The sequence below is a fragment of the Pseudomonas putida genome, from assembly GCA_029953615.1.
Classification (GTDB): domain Bacteria; phylum Pseudomonadota; class Gammaproteobacteria; order Pseudomonadales; family Pseudomonadaceae; genus Aquipseudomonas.
The window spans coordinates 3,831,232-3,846,158 of sequence record CP124529.1 but is presented as its reverse complement, the minus strand read 5'-3'; the positions used below and the strand labels follow the sequence as shown (position 1 = coordinate 3,846,158).

The following is a 14,927-nucleotide window of genomic DNA, read 5'->3' as shown; positions in this document are numbered from 1 at the left end:
GCAGCCGGGCGGAACCCGATGGGCGGCCCCTGGTCGAATTCCGGATATCCACAGAGGAAAGCGGAATGAAGCTCAAAGGCAGTTTCGACGCCAAGCGCCTGCGCCCGCGCCAACCGCGTAACTGGGGCGCCCGCCTGGCGGCCGGCCTGTCGGCCCTGCTGGCCACCTTGGGCGTACTGCTGGCGATGGCCGGCGTCGCCGGCCTGCTGGGCAATTACCCTGCCCTGGCGGAACTCAATGCCAACAAACCGCTAGCCGGTATCCTCACCGTAGCCGGCTTGCTGCTGCTGTGGCTGGGCGTGCGCTTCTGGCGGCGCAGCCGCATTCGCCTGCGCCGCGGGCGCGAGCTGAACCTGTCGCCGCACCTGATGAAGAAGCATGATTGACAGGGCTGTGTTGCCTGTAGCGGCCTCTTCGCGGGCATGCCCGCTCCCACAGGTACCGCGCAGCCCTCAGTCCCTGTGATATCCCTGTGGGAGCGGGCGTGCCCGCGAAAGAGCCCGCACAGGCTGCATACCGCCCCACAGTCGCGTAAACTACGCCGCCCACGTGGAGGCATCATGCAAGACGACGATTTTTCCCTGTTCAAGGCCGAAGTGCGCGGTGTCAAACCGATCAGTCACGACCGCGCCGAAGTCGGCAAGCCCAAGGCCGACCGCCAGAAGCTGGCCGGCCTGCGCCAGGCGGCGACCGTGCGCAGTGACAAGGCGCTGGTGATCGACGGCATGTCCGACCAGTTCGTCATCGACGTTGGCGCCGAAGACGAGCTGCTGTGGCGCCGTGATGGCGTGCAGGAAGGCCAGCTGCGCAAGCTGAAGCTGGGGCAGATCCCGTTCGAGGGCAGCCTGGACCTGCACGGCATGACCGTGGAAAAAGCCCGCGAAACCCTGTGGGACTTCATCGCCGAAGCCACCAGACTGGAAGTGCGCTGCGTGCGGGTTACCCACGGCAAGGCCGCGCGCCTGGACGGCAAGCGCCCGATGATCAAGAGCCACGTCAACACCTGGCTGCGCCAGCACCCGCAGGTGCTCGGTTTTGCCTCGTGCAACGCCCGCCACGGCGGCACCGGCGCGGTATATGTGATGCTCAAGCGAACCATGCTCGAAGGCCGCGACGAGTAACGCCGCGCTTGCAGCGCCGCCCTCACCGCCGTACCCTTCGTTTTTGCGATTTTTTCCCACAGGTAGATCCATGTCCCTGGAACAGAACTACACCGAGATCCTCAGCCAGATTGGCGAGGACGTCTCCCGTGAGGGCCTGCTCGACACGCCCAAGCGGGCTGCAAAGGCGATGAAGTACCTTTGCCGCGGTTATGAGCAAACACTGGAAGAAGTCACCAACAATGCGCTGTTCAGCTCTGATAACAGCGAAATGGTGCTGGTCCGGGACATCGAGCTGTATTCGATGTGCGAACACCACATGCTGCCGTTCATCGGCAAGGCGCACGTGGCTTACCTGCCCAAGGGCAAGGTACTGGGCCTGTCGAAGGTGGCGCGCATCGTCGACATGTACGCCCGCCGCCTGCAGATCCAGGAAAACCTCAGCCGCCAGGTTGCCGAGGCCGTGCAGCAGGTAACCGGTGCCGCCGGCGTTGCCGTTGTCATCGAAGCCAAGCACATGTGCATGATGATGCGCGGTGTCGAAAAGCAGAACTCGACCATGATCACCTCGGTGATGCTGGGTGAGTTCCGCGAAAACGCCGCCACCCGCAGCGAGTTCCTCAGCCTGATCAAGTGATTGGCTGCTGACCCCGAGCCGACCCTGCCGGGTCGGCTTTTGCATTTCAGGAGTTGCCCATGATCGTCAAAGCCCTGCGGGTTGGCCTCGGCCAGCTCATCGTGTTCGGCGACTGGATCAGCCGCCCGGCGAAGCGCAAGCGCGACGCCGCCGCCCAGGCTCGCGTCGAGCAAGCGGCCAAGGGCCTGGCGCTGTACCAGTTCCACGCCTGCCCGTTCTGCGTCAAGACCCGCCGCACCCTGCACCGTTTGAACGTGCCGGTGGCGCTGCGCGATGCCAAGAACGACCCGCTGCACCGCCAGGCCCTGCAGGAAGGTGGCGGCCGGGTGAAAGTGCCGTGCCTGCGCATTGAAGAAGCGGGCAAGGTGACCTGGATGTATGAGTCCAAGGCGATCATTGCCTACCTGGATGAGCGGTTCGCTTCGGCCTGACAGTTTGCAGGTTTCCTGTACCGGCCCTATCGCCGGCAAGCCAGCTCCCACAGGGACCCCACAATATTCAGCCCTGTGGTGAGCCTGTGGGAGCTGGCTTGCCGGCGATAGGGCCGGTACAGGCTAAAGATCAACCCACCATTGGCACATGCCGCGGGTGGCTGCTGACGCGCTCCAGCCAGGCCCGCACCGCCGGGTAATCGGCCAGGTCGAACCCACCCTGATGCGCCACGTGGGTATAGGCATACAACGCCACATCGGCAATCGAATACTGCTCGCCGACCAGGTAAGGTGTCATCTGCAACTGCCGCTCCATCACCCTCAGTGCCTTGTAACCACCCTTGTGCAGCTTGCGGTACTCCTCCACGCGCTCGTCCGGCAACCCCAGGTAGAACTGGATGAAACGCGCCACGGCAATGTACGGCTCATGGCTGTACTGCTCGAAGAACTGCCACTGCAGCACCTGGGTGCGCAGGCGTGGCTCGGTGGGCAGGAACTCGCTGCCATCGGCCAGGAAGTTGAGAATGGCATTGGATTCCCACAGGTAGCTGCCGTCCTCCAGCCCCAGCACCGGGACCTTGCCGTTGGGGTTCATCGCCAGGAACTCGGGCGTTTCAGTCTCGCCCTTGAGTATGTCCACCGGGTGCCATTCATATGGCCGGCCCAGCAGGCTCAACATCAGCTTTACCTTGTAACAGTTGCCCGACTGGTAGTCGCCATAGACCTTGTACATCGCCCTTCCACTCCCAAGCAGTTCTGCATTTGCGCCCAATAGTTGGCGACTGTACGGCTAAAAGCAATGGCCGCTGTATGGCAAGGATCAACCTTGCTCGCTGTAGTCTGAAAAAACTGCTTACACCTTTACAAGGATTTTGTTCATGACCGATGCCACTTCGGCACGCCTGCGGCCCCTGGCAGACAGCTCCCCCTCGGCGGTTGTCGCCGGCTTTATCGCCATGCTCACCGGCTATACCAGCTCGCTGGTACTGATGTTCCAGGCCGGGCAGGCCGCCGGGCTGACCAGCGCGCAGATTTCATCATGGATCTGGGCACTGTCGATCGGCATGGCGGTTTGCAGCATCGGCCTGTCGCTGCGTTACCGCACACCGATCACCGTGGCCTGGTCCACCCCCGGCGCCGCCTTGCTGATCACCAGCCTGGGCGGGGTCAGCTATGGCGAAGCGATCGGCGCCTACATCACCTGTGCCTTGCTGGTGCTGGTCTGTGGCCTGACCGGCAGCTTCGAGCGCCTGGTCAGGCGCATCCCGGCTTCGCTGGCCTCGGCGCTGCTGGCGGGCATTCTGTTCAAGATCGGCAGCGAAATCTTCGTTGCCGCCCAGCACCGCACCTTACTGGTACTGGGCATGTTCTTCAGCTACCTGCTGGTCAAGCGCCTGTCGCCGCGTTACTGCGTACTGGCCGCCCTGCTGGTGGGCACGGCGCTGTCTGGCGCCCTGGGCCTGCTGGACTTCAGCGGCTTTCGCCTGGAAGCGGCCACGCCGGTGTGGACCACACCAAGCTTCTCGCTGGGGGCGACCATCAGCATCGGCATTCCGCTGTTCGTGGTGGCGATGACCTCGCAGAACATGCCGGGTGTGGCCGTGCTGCGAGCGGACGGCTACCAGGTGCCGGCTTCGCCGCTGATCTCGGCCACCGGTTTTGCCTCGCTGCTGCTGGCGCCGTTTGGCTCGCACGGGGTCAACCTGGCGGCGATCAGCGCAGCGATCTGCACCGGGCCGCACGCCCATGAAGACCCCGCCAAGCGTTACACCGCGGCGGTGTGGTGCGGGATTTTCTATGGCATTGCCGGGGTGTTCGGCGCGACTTTGGCGGCGCTGTTTGCGGCCCTGCCGAAGGAACTGGTGCTGTCGATTGCGGCGCTGGCGCTGTTCGGCTCGATCATGAACGGGCTGACCGTGGCCATGAGCGAAGCGCGTGAGCGGGAGGCGGCGGTGATTACCTTCATGGTTACCGCTTCGGGGCTGACCCTGTTTTCGATCGGCTCGGCGTTCTGGGGGATTGTGGCGGGGGTGCTGGCCTTGATGATCCTCAACCCGCGCAGGGCCTGAAGGTATTTGTTGCCTGTATCGGCCTGTTCGCGGGCACGCCCGCTCCCACAGGGAACACACAATATTCAGCATTGTGGTATCCCTGTGGGAGCGGGCGTGCCCGCGAAGAGGCCGTTACATGCAGCACAACGCCCCGGGGCTGGCTCACAACCTGAAATGCCCCACCATCCCCTTCAGGTCGGTGCCCAACTGCGCCAGCTCAATACTCGACCGGGCATTATCCTGCATCGCCAACGCCGCCTGATCGGCACTGCCGCGGATCTGCGTGACGCTGCGGCTGATCTCTTCCGCCACCGAGCTCTGCTGCTCGGCCGCCGCGGCAATCTGCTGGTTCATCTGCTGGATCAATGACACCGCCGCCGCAATGCTGCCCAGCGCGCTTTCGGTGTGCAGCGCATCGGCTACCGCAAGGCGCACCAGCTCGGTGCTGCCGCGAATCTGCGCCACCGACTGCTGGGCATTACCGCGCAGGCTGGCGACCAAGGTCTCGATCTGCTCGGTAGACTGCCGGGTGCGCCGCGCCAGGGCACGCACCTCATCAGCGACCACGGCAAAGCCACGCCCTTGCTCACCCGCCCGAGCCGCTTCGATAGCGGCATTCAGCGCCAGCAGGTTGGTCTGCTCGGCCACGCTCTTGATCACTTCCAGCACGTCGCCAATGGTGTGGATCTCGGCACTGAGGCTGTCGATACCGGCGCTGGCCGTCTCCGCCGCCGCCGCCAGCTGCTCGATGCGCTGCATGCTCTGGCGCACCACCTGCTGCCCGGAATCCACCTTCTCATCCGCAGCCTGGGCCGCCTGCGCCGCCTCTTCGGCATTGCGCGCCACATCGTGCACCGTGGCGGTCATCTGCTGCATGGCCGTGGCCACCTGCTCGGTCTCTTCCTTCTGGCTGCCCACCTCGCGGTTGGTCTGCTCGGTCACCGCCGACAGCGCCTGCGCACTGCCGGCCAGCTGCTCGATACCCTGCTGCAAACCGCTGACAATGCCCGACAGGCCCTCCGCCATCTGCTGCATGGCCTGCATCAGTTGCCCTACCTCGTCACGGCGCGGCGCCTGGGCGTCAAAGCCCAGCTCGCCAGCGGCAATGCGCTGGGCGCGGGCGATCACATGCTTGAGCGGCCCGACTACGGCGCGGGTGATCAGCCAGGCCGCCAGCACACCCACCAGCAGCGCCAATGCCGTGGCCAGGCCGATGGCCACGGCATTGCGTTGCAGTTCGCCCTGCAGGGCCTGTTCCTGCCCCAGGTAGGCCTGGTCAACCCGACTGGTGACTTGCTCGGCACTGGCCTGCAGCTGCGCCTTCAAGCCCTGCTCGCGGGCCAGCTGGTCGGTGTATTCGTTGAGTTTTTCCGAGAAGCTGCCAATGTGCCCGGCCACTTCGCCCAGCACACTCTGGTAACCGGCATCGCTGACGGCGCCCTGCAACTGGCTGACCAGGCTGGCGGCCTCGACAGTCTGGGCAATACGTTCCTGGCTGACGCCCTCTTCGCCCTTGCGGCTTTTTTCCAGGCGTACTCGCGCTTCGTCCATGGCCTGCAGCATCAGCCGCGATACCTGCGCCACCTGCGCGGCCTGCTCAAGGAACGCGCCGCCCTGCTGGCCCTGGGACTGCTTGAGGGTATACACGCCGTCATCGGCAAGGCCGGCCTGCAGCACGTCGAGGTTGTTGGCCACGCTGGACACCGACCAGCTGGCCATATCCAGCGCCAGCTCCTTGGCCTGCACCGCCTCGACAAAGGCTTCGAATGCCTTGCCATAGGCCGCCAGGTCGGTTTCCGCCGCCGCCAGCGACGGCAGGCCACGGGCACGTTCGGCCAGGCCCTGCAGGCCGCTGCGCAAGGCCTCGGCCTGCTGCAGGTCGGAGCGCAGGGCAAAGGCCTGCTCGTGCTGGCGCAAGCGCAGCAGGTCGGTATTGAACTGGGCCAGCTGGCGCAGGCTGTCGAAGCGTTGGCCAACACTGTGCAGCGCGGCAATGCCGATGGCCGCCACCGCCAAGGTCAGCACCAACACCAGGGCGAAGCCCAGGCCGAGTTTGCGGGCCATGCCCAGGTTGGCCAGCACACCGTGCTTGCTCGCGCCCATGCCGATTCCCCTTCTGCGTGCGAGGTTATACCGAAGGCCAAGGGTGGCAACGATGCCAGCCGATGAACAAGGGCCTGACGTCAGAATAGTGTCAAATAGCTATGAGCGTGTCGCTATCAGCTTGGCAGAGGTCGCCCTGCGTGCTGAAGGAAGGCCTGGGCGCGAGCGTCCTGCCCATAAGCGACATTGATGCGCAGCCAGTCGTTGGTCGCACCCTGGTAATCGAAGGCGCTGCCGGGGGTGAGCAGCACATCGTGTTCCAGCGCCAGGCGCTCCAGGCTGGCGAAATCCCGGCCTGGCACGCGGGCCCAGACGAACATGCCGCCGTAGGGCTCGCAGAACACCTGCCAGCCCGCCTGTTCCAGCTGGCCGAGCAGCCGGGCCATGTGCTGCCCCAAGCGCACGCGCAGGCGCTGCACGCTCTTGCGGTAACTACCGTTGGCCAGCATCTGCCCCACCACCTGCTCGGCAAAGCGCGAGGTGCCGATGCCGCTGACCATCTTCAACTCGGCCAGGCGCGCCAGCAACGCCGGCTCGGCGACCAGGTAGCCGACCCGCAGCGAGCTGCTGAGGGTTTTCGAGAAGCTGGCCATGTAGATCACCCGTTGCTCACTGTCGAGAGTAGCCAGGCGGGTGGCCGAGCCCTCCTGGAAGTCGGCGTAGATATCGTCCTCGATAATGCGCAGGTCATGCTCGCGGGCCAGCTCCAGCAGGCGGTAGGCCACCTTGGGCGTCAGGCTGGTGCCGGTGGGGTTGTGGTACAGGCTGTTGATGAACAGGCAGCGCGGCTTGTGCGCGGCCAGCAGGGCTTCGAGGGCGGGCAGGTCCGGGCCGTCGGCGGTACGCGGTACCGGCAGCATGTGCACCTGGTGCTGGCGCAGCAGGTTGAACAGGTTGTAGTAGCCGGGGTTTTCCACCAGCACCGTGTCGCCCGGGCGCAGCAGGGTGCGCACCAGCAGGTCGAGGCCGTGGCTGGCGCCGTGGGTGGTGAGGATGCGTTCGGGGCCGGCGGCGATGCCCAGTTGCGCCAGGCGTTTGTGCAGCTGTTGGCGCAGGCTGGCCAGGCCCAGTGGCGGGCAATAGTCGAACAGGTCCTGCGGGTTGCCGCGGCTGACCTGGCGTACTGCCTGGGCCAGTTCGGTGGCGGCGCGCCAACTGCTGGGCAACCAACCACAGCCCAGCTTGAGCAATTCGTCATGGCCTTCGCGGAACTGCCGCCAGCTGCCGTCGCCGGCCTCGCCCCAGGGTTGGGCGTCTTCCACGGCCAGGCCGGGTTTGCGCTCGGCGACGAAAAAACCGGTGCCGTGGCGGGCCTCCAGCCAGCCGCAGGCGACCAGGCGGTCGTACGCCTCGATCACACACGACGCACTGACCGCCTGGCTGCGTGCCAAGGCCCGGATCGACGGCAGGCGCGCGCCGGGGCGCAGGCGTTGTTGGTCGATCCAGGTTTGCAGGTGGTCGGTGAGTTGCTGCACCAAGGGGGTGGGGCTGGAGCGGTCTAGGGGCAGATGCATGGGGCAAGTGTTCGCTGGTTTTGAGCAAACAGTTAAGCATAAAAGGGTTGTAGGTGTGTCTGGTGAGGGGAATGGGCCGGCATCAGAGTAGGCAGGCCCGGCCTTTTCGCGGGCATGCCCGCTCCCACAGGTACTGCGTTCTGCGCGATCCCTGTGGGAGCGGGCGTGCCCGCGAAGAGGCCGGAACAGCCACCAGAAAACCAGGACCCCTACCATGCCCACTGCCCCGGCCCGCCTGGCCTTCGCCCTCTGCCTGATCACCCTGGCCGTCAACCTGCAGGCCCCGCTGTACATCACCTACGCCGACCTTTCCGGCCAACGGCGCCGCCGCCACCGCAGTGGCCTTCTCCGGCTATGTGCTCGGCGTGCTACCCGTGCTGCTGGCCCAGGGCGGGCTGGCCGACCGTGTCGGGCGCCGGCCACTGGTGCTTGCCGCACTGGCCTTGTCGATGGTCGCCACCGTGCTGATGCTGCTGGCCCCCAGCCTGCAAACCCTCGGCCTGGCGCGCCTGTTCCTCGGCCTGGGCACCGGCCTGGCCTCGGCCACGGCCACCGCCTACATGGGTGAGCTGATGGGTGGCACGGACAATGCCCGCGCCGCCAACTGGGTTACCGCCAGTACCTCGCTGGGCTTTGGCCTGGGCGCGGCGCTGACCAGCCTGTTTCTGCTCAGCGGCCCCAGCCTGACCCCAGGCAGCTTCCACCTGCAATTGCTGCTGGCGGTGCTGGCCATGTTGCTGGTGTGGCGCCTGCCCGACACCCGCCCGGCACAACGCAACCCCATGCTGCGCCTGCCCTGCTACCCGCGTGGCAGCGTAGCCTATGGCTTGGCCATTTTGCTGGCGTGGGCCTGCGTGGGGCTGGTGATCGCCCTGCTGCCCGGCATCCTGCGCCAGCATGGGCTCAGCGCCTGGTCGGGGTTCTCGACCTTTTGCGTGATCAGCTGCGGGTTGTTGTTCCAGCCCATGGCCCGGCGCCTCAGCAGCCGTAGGGCCACCTTGCTGGGGCTGGTGATATTGCCGTGCAGCTATGCCGTGCTGGCCTGGGGAGCAGACAGCGGCCGGCTGGGCGCAGTGTTGCTGGGGACGGTGGCGGCCAGCAGCGCGTGCTACGGGTTTATCTACCTGGGCGGGCTGGCGGCGGTGAACCAGCTGGCTGGAAGCGAAAAGACACGGGCCAGTGCCGGGTTCTTCCTGCTGGCGTACCTGGGGTTCAGCCTGCCGGTGATCTTCACCGGATTGCTGAGTGACCGGCTGGGGTCGCGGTTGGCGTTGCTGGTGTTTGGTGGGGTGTTGATGGTGGGATGTGTGGTTGTAGGGCTGGCATTGTGGTGGTCTGCCAGGGCCTCTTCGCGGGCTTGCCCGCTCCCACAGGGATATCACCAGCCCTGAGGCCAGCGGGGCACCTGTGGGAGCGGGCATGCCCGCGAAGAAGCCGACGCGGTTTCGGCTCAGATCGCCGTAGCCCCACCATCCACCGTCAGGCAATGCCCGGTAGTAAACGCCGCACCGTCGCTGCACAGGTACAGCACGGCGCTGGCAATTTCCTCGACCTTGCCAATGCGCCCCACCGGGTGCATGGCAGCGGCAAACTCCGCCTTGCGCGGGTCGGCCTCATAGGCGCGGCGGAACATGTCGGTGTCGATCACCGCCGGGCACACCGCATTAACCCGAATGCCTTTCTTGGCGTACTCGATGGCCGCCGACTTGGTCAGCCCGATCACCGCGTGCTTGGAAGCACTGTAGATGCTCATCTTCGGCGCCGCGCCCAGGCCCGCCACCGAAGCGGTATTGACGATCGCCCCTCCGCCCTGGGCCAGCAGCAACGGCAGCTGGTACTTCATGCACAGCCACACACCCTTCACGTTGACGCCCATGATGGCATCGAATTCCGCCTCGCTACCCTCGGCCAGGCGGCCCTGCTCGATCTCGATACCGGCATTGTTATAGGCATAGTCCAACTGGCCATAGGCGGCGATCAGGCGCTCGTGCAGTTGGCGCACCTCGGCCTCGCGGGTAACGTCACAGGCAATGAACAGCGCCTCGCCACCCGCAGCGTGAATCGACGCCACAGTAGCCTCGCCACCGGCCGGGTCGAGGTCGGCCACCACCACCTTCAGGCCCTCCTGGGCGAAAGCCAGGGCGGTTGCCCGGCCGATGCCGGCGGCACCGCCGGTGACCAGGGCTACCTGGCCGGAAAAGGTCATGCTCATAGCGTGCTCCGAAGCGTGCTTGGTGGGGTTCAGAGCATAGTCAGCCATCACCCGGCCGGGCAGCATCATCACCCCACCGGTTGGGCTACCATGCTTGTCAGTGATGTTAAGGACCTGCCTACATCAACAAGGTAGATTTAATGCCTCCCCCCTCCACTGCTCACAAGGACTCGCCATGACCCATACCAACCGCCGCTTCCTGCTCGCCAAACGCCCGGTCGGCGCCGTGCGCCGTGACGACTTCAGCTTCGAGACCGTGCCCGCCGAACAACCCGGCGAAGGCCAGGTACTGGTACGCAACCTGTACCTGTCGCTGGACCCGGCCATGCGCGGCTGGATGAACGAAGGCAAGTCCTACATCCCGCCCGTGGCCCTGGGCCAGGTGATGCGCGCACTGGGTGTTGGCGAAGTGGTTGCCTCCAACCACCCGGGTTTCAAACCAGGTGACCACGTTAGCGGTGCGCTGGGTGTGCAGGACTATTTCACTGGCGAACCCCAGGGCCTGCACAAGATCGATCCCAACCTGGCGCCGCTGCCGCGCTACCTGTCGGCGCTGGGCATGACCGGCATGACCGCCTACTTCGCCCTGCTGGAGGTAGGCCAGCCCAAGGCTGGTGAAACCGTGGTCATTTCCGGCGCGGCCGGCGCGGTGGGCAGCATTGTCGGGCAAATTGCCAAGATCAAAGGCTGCCGCGTGATCGGCATTGCCGGCGGCGCCGAGAAGTGCCAGTACCTGAAGGACGAACTGGGCTTTGACGGGGTGATCGACTACAAGGCCGAAGACGTGCTGGCCGGCCTGAAGCGCGAGTGCCCCAAAGGCGTGGACGTATACTTCGACAACGTCGGCGGCGACATCCTCGACGCCGTGCTGACCCGCATCAACTTCAAGGCTCGCATCGTGATTTGCGGCGCAATCAGCCAGTACAACAACAAGGAAGCGGTGAAAGGCCCGGCCAATTACTTGTCGCTGCTGGTGAACCGCGCGCGCATGGAAGGCTTTGTGGTGATGGATTACGCCAAGGACTATGGCAAGGCCGCGCTGGAGATTGCCGGGTGGCTGGCCAGCGGGCAGGTGAAGAGCAAGGAGGATGTGGTGGAAGGGCTGGAGACCTTCCCCGAGACATTGCTGAAGCTGTTCAGTGGTGAGAATTTTGGCAAGTTGGTGTTGAAGGTGTGAGATTGAGGTAGCCAACACTGGCTTGCCGGCGATTGGGCCGCACAGCGGCCCCGGCAATATCTGCATCAACGCTGAAACCCTGGGGCTGCGTTGCGGCCCTATCACGACACAAGGCCGCGTCTACAGGACGGGGTATGCCTTGAGATCTCGCCATAAACCCGTGTTGTGGCACATTCGCCGCTTGCAGTTTCCCTCGCCAGACTTAAATTCAGGCATCCACAAGCACCCATTGCGCAAGGCAGCGAAAAGGTGGGCAACCGATGCAGCAACGCTTGAATACCGGGCTGGACTTTTGCAGGATCGTCGCCTGCTTCATGGTGGTAGTTCTTCACATCGCTTCGGCCGGGGCAACCCAACTGGATGACAACTGGATGTCCTCCAATATCTACAACTCGCTGGTCCGGTCTTGCGTACCGCTTTTCCTGATGCTGTCCGGCGCCCTGCTATTGAACCGCTCGGAAGGTGCCGTCAGGTTCTATCAGAAGCGTTTCGTGCGCATACTGCCGCCGCTGCTGTTCTGGTCTGTGTTCTACGCACTGTGGCGGGCTGAAATGGGCGTCGGGCATGGCAGTGTGTGGCAAGCCGCACTGGCCATGCTCCAAGGCCCCGTCTACTACCACCTCTGGTACTTGTACGCGATCATCGGCATCTACTTGTTCATGCCGTTCATGGCCAAGGTCTACCAGCATTCCGGCCCACAGGAAAAGCGGGTTTTCCTGGGCCTGTGGCTAGCGGTCAGTTGCCTGCTCCCCACCTTCGCGCAGTTCGCTCCAGCGCTGGCCAACCTGACCGTTACCTATGAATTGTTTTCGTTCATGGGGTTTGCGGGTTACGCATTCCTGGGGGCTTATGTATTCGAACACATTCGGCTGCATGGCCCTGGCAACGCCTGGGTAAACCTTGGCGGGTTCTTCGTCAGCGGTGCCCTGACCGCCGCCGCCACCCACGCCCTGTCGGTGCTGCAAGGCGTGCCCAGCCAGGTCTTCTATTCCTACATGTCGCCGCTGGTGGTGCTGGCCGCCATCTGCGCCTTCCGCCTGCTTATTGCACTGGGTGGCCAGCTGGTATGGCATAGCAAGCTGCTAGCCGAGCTGTCTGCCTGCACGCTGGGGCTTTACTGCTTGCACGTGTTCATCATGAACAGGGCCAGCATCGTCTATGGCCCGCTGATCGAAGGGCATTCACTGGCGTGGCTGATACCGCTGCTGGCGGTGGCGGTATTCGTGTTGACGCTGATACCGATCTACCTGATCAGGCTGATCAAGCCCGTGCGCGTCGTGATCTGACCGTCGAAGCCACACCTGCTCCCCAGGTATCGCACTCGCTCCAAAGGTTGTGTTCTTCTGTGCCAGGCAGCCGGAAACAAAAAAGGCCAGCACTTTCGTACTGGCCCTTTTCAATGATACGGCTACTTACCCGCGAATCTCCGCCACCACCGCAGCCAGCGCCTGTGCCGGGTCGGCGGCCTGGCTGATCGGGCGGCCGATTACCAGGTAATCCGAACCCGCATCCAGTGCCTGGCGCGGGGTGAGGATACGGCGCTGGTCGTCCTGCGCACTGCCCGCCGGGCGAATACCCGGGGTCACGAGTTGCAGCGACGGATGCGCCGCCTTCAGCGCCGGGGCCTCCAGCGCCGAGCACACCAGGCCGTCCATGCCGGCCTTCTGGGCCAGCGCCGCCAGGCGCAGCACCTGCTCTTGCGGGTCGACATCCAGGCCGATGCCGGCCAGGTCTTCACGCTCCATGCTGGTCAGCACGGTCACGCCAATCAGCAGCGGCTGCGCGCCGCTGCGCTTGGCCAGCTCTTCACGGCAAGCCGCCATCATGCGCAGGCCACCGGAGCAATGCACGTTGACCATCCACACCCCCATCTCGGCCGCAGCCTTCACCGCCATGGCGGTAGTGTTGGGGATGTCGTGGAACTTGAGGTCCAGGAACACTTCGAAGCCCTTGTCGCACAGGGTTTCGACAATGCCCGAAGCGCTGCTGGTGAACAGCTCCTTGCCAACCTTGACCCGGCACAGCGCAGGGTCAAGCTGGTCAGCCAGCTTCAGGGCGGCCTCACGGGTAGGGAAATCCAGGGCGACGATCAGGGGCGTCTGGCAGGCGGACATGGGCAGGGTCTCTTGGCAAGTCGAAAACGGCGCGCATTGTAAACGAAGTGGCGCAGGCTTTGGGGCCCGCGGGTCACGGAATTGGCCCGGCAGTGGCTGGCCCCTATAATTGAACCAACGGAACGGGCAATTGCTCAATATTCGTACAAGCGCTGCCCATCACCAGCAAAGGAGAACGACAATGCCCTGGTATGCCTGGCTGATCCTCATCATAGCCCTCGGCTCGATCGTTGGCGGGCTGATGCTGCTGCGCGATACGGCAAAAAAACTGCCACTGACCGAAGAACAGCTACGCAAGGTCCATGAGCGCAATGCCGAAGCGGATGCCAAGGACGCGCAAGACCGCTGAAAGGTCAAAGCAAAGGGCTTATTGGCCATTTATTCAGAGCAGTATTTTGACGGCAGGCAAAGCAAAGAATTAACTTACTGTTTTATTTGATATTTATTGGGCGCACTTTGCGCCACCTTTAGCGACACAAGGCCGCGCCTACAAAGGATTGCATACCGATAGAAATCCCATGTCGGCCTGTATCCGCGTATCCCCTGCAGGAGCGGTCTTGTATCGCGATGGGCTGCAAAGCAGCCCTGGTTTCAGAAGGCAACCCCAAACCGCCAGGCTCACCCTCCCCCTACTTACTCCACCATCACCTTGTCCCGGTTACGCTCCAGCAACGCATTGCCAATGCCCTTGATCTCCAGCAACTCATCCACCGAAGCAAACGGCCCATTGGCCTCCCGGTAGGCCACGATGGCCTCGGCCTTGGCCTTCCCTATGCCGTTCAACTCCTTCTGCAAAGTCAGCGCATCAGCCGTATTAAGGTCCAGCCGCTGCGGCTGCTGGGCCTGCTGCTGGCTTACCACCGGTACCGGCTCGGGCAGCGCCGTGACGTTGGCCGGGGCCGCGCTAAGGGAAAAGGACAGGCTGGCGAACAGCGGCAGCAGCAGGTACGACAGAACGTTGTTACGCATGGTGAACACTCCTTGGGTTGGTCATTTACCAGCAGCCGTTTTCCTTCGGCTGCGCAATCAACCCTAGCGGCTCTGCCATTTTGCAAACAGGCACTTGGCCCAGTTAATCGTTACCGAATCCGACATAAAAAAAAGCAACTTCGCCTACCCAAAAATGATGGCGTTACGCCATGTTTCAGGTTAACTTCATGAAACAAAGGCGATAGCAAATCGCCGCTAGGTAAATTCCCGTTTAACCTAGGTTTCATTCAGACCAATCGCTGTTGTTTTTCCCACAAGCCTTGCCGGACAAGGCCCCCATCCTTTCGTCGTATGCATCAGTCAAATTTACGTTATTGGCATGATGCCTGAATAACATCAAACAATCGTTTTTTCTGATGCAACTTCCGAAAATAGGATCCAATCAGTCGATAGATATAGCCGAATTCCCACGTTCAGGGGAAAAAAACGTGCCAGACGGGATGTCATATTGATGACGAAGTGATAAATTTGCGTTCATTGGACAACCGCTACGCTTGAAGGATCCGAGCCAACATGAATTTTTCTTCACCCCCGCCCCCCCCCGCTCGCTTTTTCGTGCGTAGCGTTTCTCAGGCCAACCCCCCCGGCCGATTTGCAT

Annotated in this window: 14 protein-coding genes and 1 pseudogene; 9 read left to right on the top strand and 6 right to left on the bottom strand. The window is 63.6% G+C overall.

The genetic code is table 11. The features are described 5' to 3' along the window. The first annotated feature begins 65 nt into the window (after positions 1–65). The 4 genes from QIY50_17670 to QIY50_17655 all read left to right on the top strand — a co-directional run bounded on the left by QIY50_17670 (position 66) and on the right by QIY50_17655 (position 2,168). Positions 66–386 (top strand): hypothetical protein, encoded by a 321-nt coding sequence (locus tag QIY50_17670; GenBank protein WGV19229.1) that lies wholly within the window; start codon positions 66–68, stop codon positions 384–386. A 174-nt stretch (positions 387–560) separates the two neighbouring features. Further along, entirely contained in the window at positions 561–1,121 is a 561-nt protein-coding gene (locus QIY50_17665; protein WGV19228.1) for a Smr/MutS family protein, read from the top strand. A 70-nt stretch (positions 1,122–1,191) separates the two neighbouring features. Continuing rightward, positions 1,192–1,737, top strand: coding sequence for a GTP cyclohydrolase I FolE (gene folE / locus QIY50_17660; GenBank protein WGV19227.1), 546 nt, complete (start codon positions 1,192–1,194; stop codon positions 1,735–1,737). Between the two features lie 59 nt (positions 1,738–1,796). Continuing rightward, complete coding sequence (locus QIY50_17655) at positions 1,797–2,168, top strand: glutaredoxin (GenBank protein ID WGV19226.1); 372 nt, start codon at positions 1,797–1,799, stop codon at positions 2,166–2,168. Between the two features lie 130 nt (positions 2,169–2,298). Here the strand turns inward: QIY50_17655 and QIY50_17650 are convergent, their stop codons facing one another. Continuing rightward, the gene (locus QIY50_17650; GenBank protein ID WGV19225.1) at positions 2,299–2,901 is read right to left on the bottom strand and encodes a glutathione S-transferase family protein; all 603 of its coding nucleotides are present in this window, start codon (positions 2,899–2,901) and stop codon (positions 2,299–2,301) included. 145 nt (positions 2,902–3,046) lie between these two features. Here QIY50_17650 and QIY50_17645 point away from each other — a divergent pair, with 145 nt between their 5' ends. After that, positions 3,047–4,237 carry a benzoate/H(+) symporter BenE family transporter gene (locus tag QIY50_17645; GenBank protein ID WGV19224.1) on the top strand — a complete coding sequence of 397 codons (1,191 nt, stop codon included), beginning with the start codon at positions 3,047–3,049 and terminating at the stop codon, positions 4,235–4,237. 144 nt (positions 4,238–4,381) lie between these two features. On the opposite strand, the gene QIY50_17640 is transcribed toward QIY50_17645, so the two are convergent. Both QIY50_17640 and QIY50_17635 read right to left on the bottom strand, forming a co-directional pair. Continuing rightward, positions 4,382–6,322, bottom strand: a complete 1,941-nt coding sequence (locus tag QIY50_17640; protein WGV19223.1) for a methyl-accepting chemotaxis protein — start codon at positions 6,320–6,322, stop codon at positions 4,382–4,384. 116 nt (positions 6,323–6,438) lie between these two features. Continuing rightward, entirely contained in the window at positions 6,439–7,836 is a 1,398-nt protein-coding gene (locus QIY50_17635) for a PLP-dependent aminotransferase family protein (GenBank protein WGV19222.1), read from the bottom strand. Positions 7,837–8,050: 214 nt separating this feature from the next. Here QIY50_17635 and QIY50_17630 point away from each other — a divergent pair. After that, a pseudogene (locus QIY50_17630) lies at positions 8,051–9,227 on the top strand (MFS transporter). 59 nt (positions 9,228–9,286) lie between these two features. Here the strand turns inward: QIY50_17630 and QIY50_17625 are convergent. Continuing rightward, positions 9,287–10,048 (bottom strand): SDR family oxidoreductase, encoded by a 762-nt coding sequence (locus QIY50_17625; GenBank protein ID WGV19221.1) that lies wholly within the window; start codon positions 10,046–10,048, stop codon positions 9,287–9,289. 175 nt (positions 10,049–10,223) lie between these two features. On the opposite strand from QIY50_17625, the gene QIY50_17620 reads away from it, so the two are divergent. Together QIY50_17620 and QIY50_17615 are read left to right on the top strand one after the other, a co-directional pair. Then, positions 10,224–11,225: an NADP-dependent oxidoreductase gene (locus QIY50_17620; protein ID WGV19220.1), complete on the top strand. Its 1,002-nt coding sequence runs from the start codon at positions 10,224–10,226 to the stop codon at positions 11,223–11,225. A gap of 260 nt (positions 11,226–11,485) precedes the next feature. Then, a complete protein-coding gene (locus QIY50_17615; GenBank protein ID WGV19219.1) occupies positions 11,486–12,511 on the top strand; it encodes an acyltransferase family protein in 1,026 nt (341 codons plus the stop codon). Between the two features lie 126 nt (positions 12,512–12,637). On the opposite strand, the gene pyrF is transcribed toward QIY50_17615, so the two are convergent. After that, positions 12,638–13,339 carry an orotidine-5'-phosphate decarboxylase gene (gene pyrF, locus QIY50_17610; protein WGV19218.1) on the bottom strand — a complete coding sequence of 234 codons (702 nt, stop codon included), beginning with the start codon at positions 13,337–13,339 and terminating at the stop codon, positions 12,638–12,640. Between the two features lie 181 nt (positions 13,340–13,520). Between pyrF and QIY50_17605 the strand changes: the two genes are divergently transcribed. Continuing rightward, positions 13,521–13,688, top strand: a complete 168-nt coding sequence (locus tag QIY50_17605; protein WGV19217.1) for a DUF2897 family protein — start codon at positions 13,521–13,523, stop codon at positions 13,686–13,688. Between the two features lie 284 nt (positions 13,689–13,972). Here QIY50_17605 and QIY50_17600 read toward each other — a convergent pair whose 3' ends face one another. Beyond that, positions 13,973–14,308, bottom strand: coding sequence for a helix-hairpin-helix domain-containing protein (locus QIY50_17600; GenBank protein WGV19216.1), 336 nt, complete (start codon positions 14,306–14,308; stop codon positions 13,973–13,975). Positions 14,309–14,927 lie beyond the last annotated feature (619 nt).

Bases quoted from the DNA above. Each gene is read 5' to 3' on its own strand.
- QIY50_17670 (WGV19229.1), top strand. From the start codon at position 66: ATGAAGCTCAAAGGCAGTTTCGACGCCAAGCGCCTGCGCCCGCGCCAA.
- QIY50_17665 (WGV19228.1), top strand. From the start codon at position 561: ATGCAAGACGACGATTTTTCCCTGTTCAAGGCCGAAGTGCGCGGTGTC.
- folE (WGV19227.1), top strand. From the start codon at position 1,192: ATGTCCCTGGAACAGAACTACACCGAGATCCTCAGCCAGATTGGCGAG.
- QIY50_17655 (WGV19226.1), top strand. From the start codon at position 1,797: ATGATCGTCAAAGCCCTGCGGGTTGGCCTCGGCCAGCTCATCGTGTTC.
- QIY50_17650 (WGV19225.1), bottom strand. From the start codon at position 2,901: ATGTACAAGGTCTATGGCGACTACCAGTCGGGCAACTGTTACAAGGTA.
- QIY50_17645 (WGV19224.1), top strand. From the start codon at position 3,047: ATGACCGATGCCACTTCGGCACGCCTGCGGCCCCTGGCAGACAGCTCC.
- QIY50_17640 (WGV19223.1), bottom strand. From the start codon at position 6,322: ATGGGCGCGAGCAAGCACGGTGTGCTGGCCAACCTGGGCATGGCCCGC.
- QIY50_17635 (WGV19222.1), bottom strand. From the start codon at position 7,836: ATGCATCTGCCCCTAGACCGCTCCAGCCCCACCCCCTTGGTGCAGCAA.
- QIY50_17625 (WGV19221.1), bottom strand. From the start codon at position 10,048: ATGAGCATGACCTTTTCCGGCCAGGTAGCCCTGGTCACCGGCGGTGCC.
- QIY50_17620 (WGV19220.1), top strand. From the start codon at position 10,224: ATGACCCATACCAACCGCCGCTTCCTGCTCGCCAAACGCCCGGTCGGC.
- QIY50_17615 (WGV19219.1), top strand. From the start codon at position 11,486: ATGCAGCAACGCTTGAATACCGGGCTGGACTTTTGCAGGATCGTCGCC.
- pyrF (WGV19218.1), bottom strand. From the start codon at position 13,339: ATGTCCGCCTGCCAGACGCCCCTGATCGTCGCCCTGGATTTCCCTACC.
- QIY50_17605 (WGV19217.1), top strand. From the start codon at position 13,521: ATGCCCTGGTATGCCTGGCTGATCCTCATCATAGCCCTCGGCTCGATC.
- QIY50_17600 (WGV19216.1), bottom strand. From the start codon at position 14,308: ATGCGTAACAACGTTCTGTCGTACCTGCTGCTGCCGCTGTTCGCCAGC.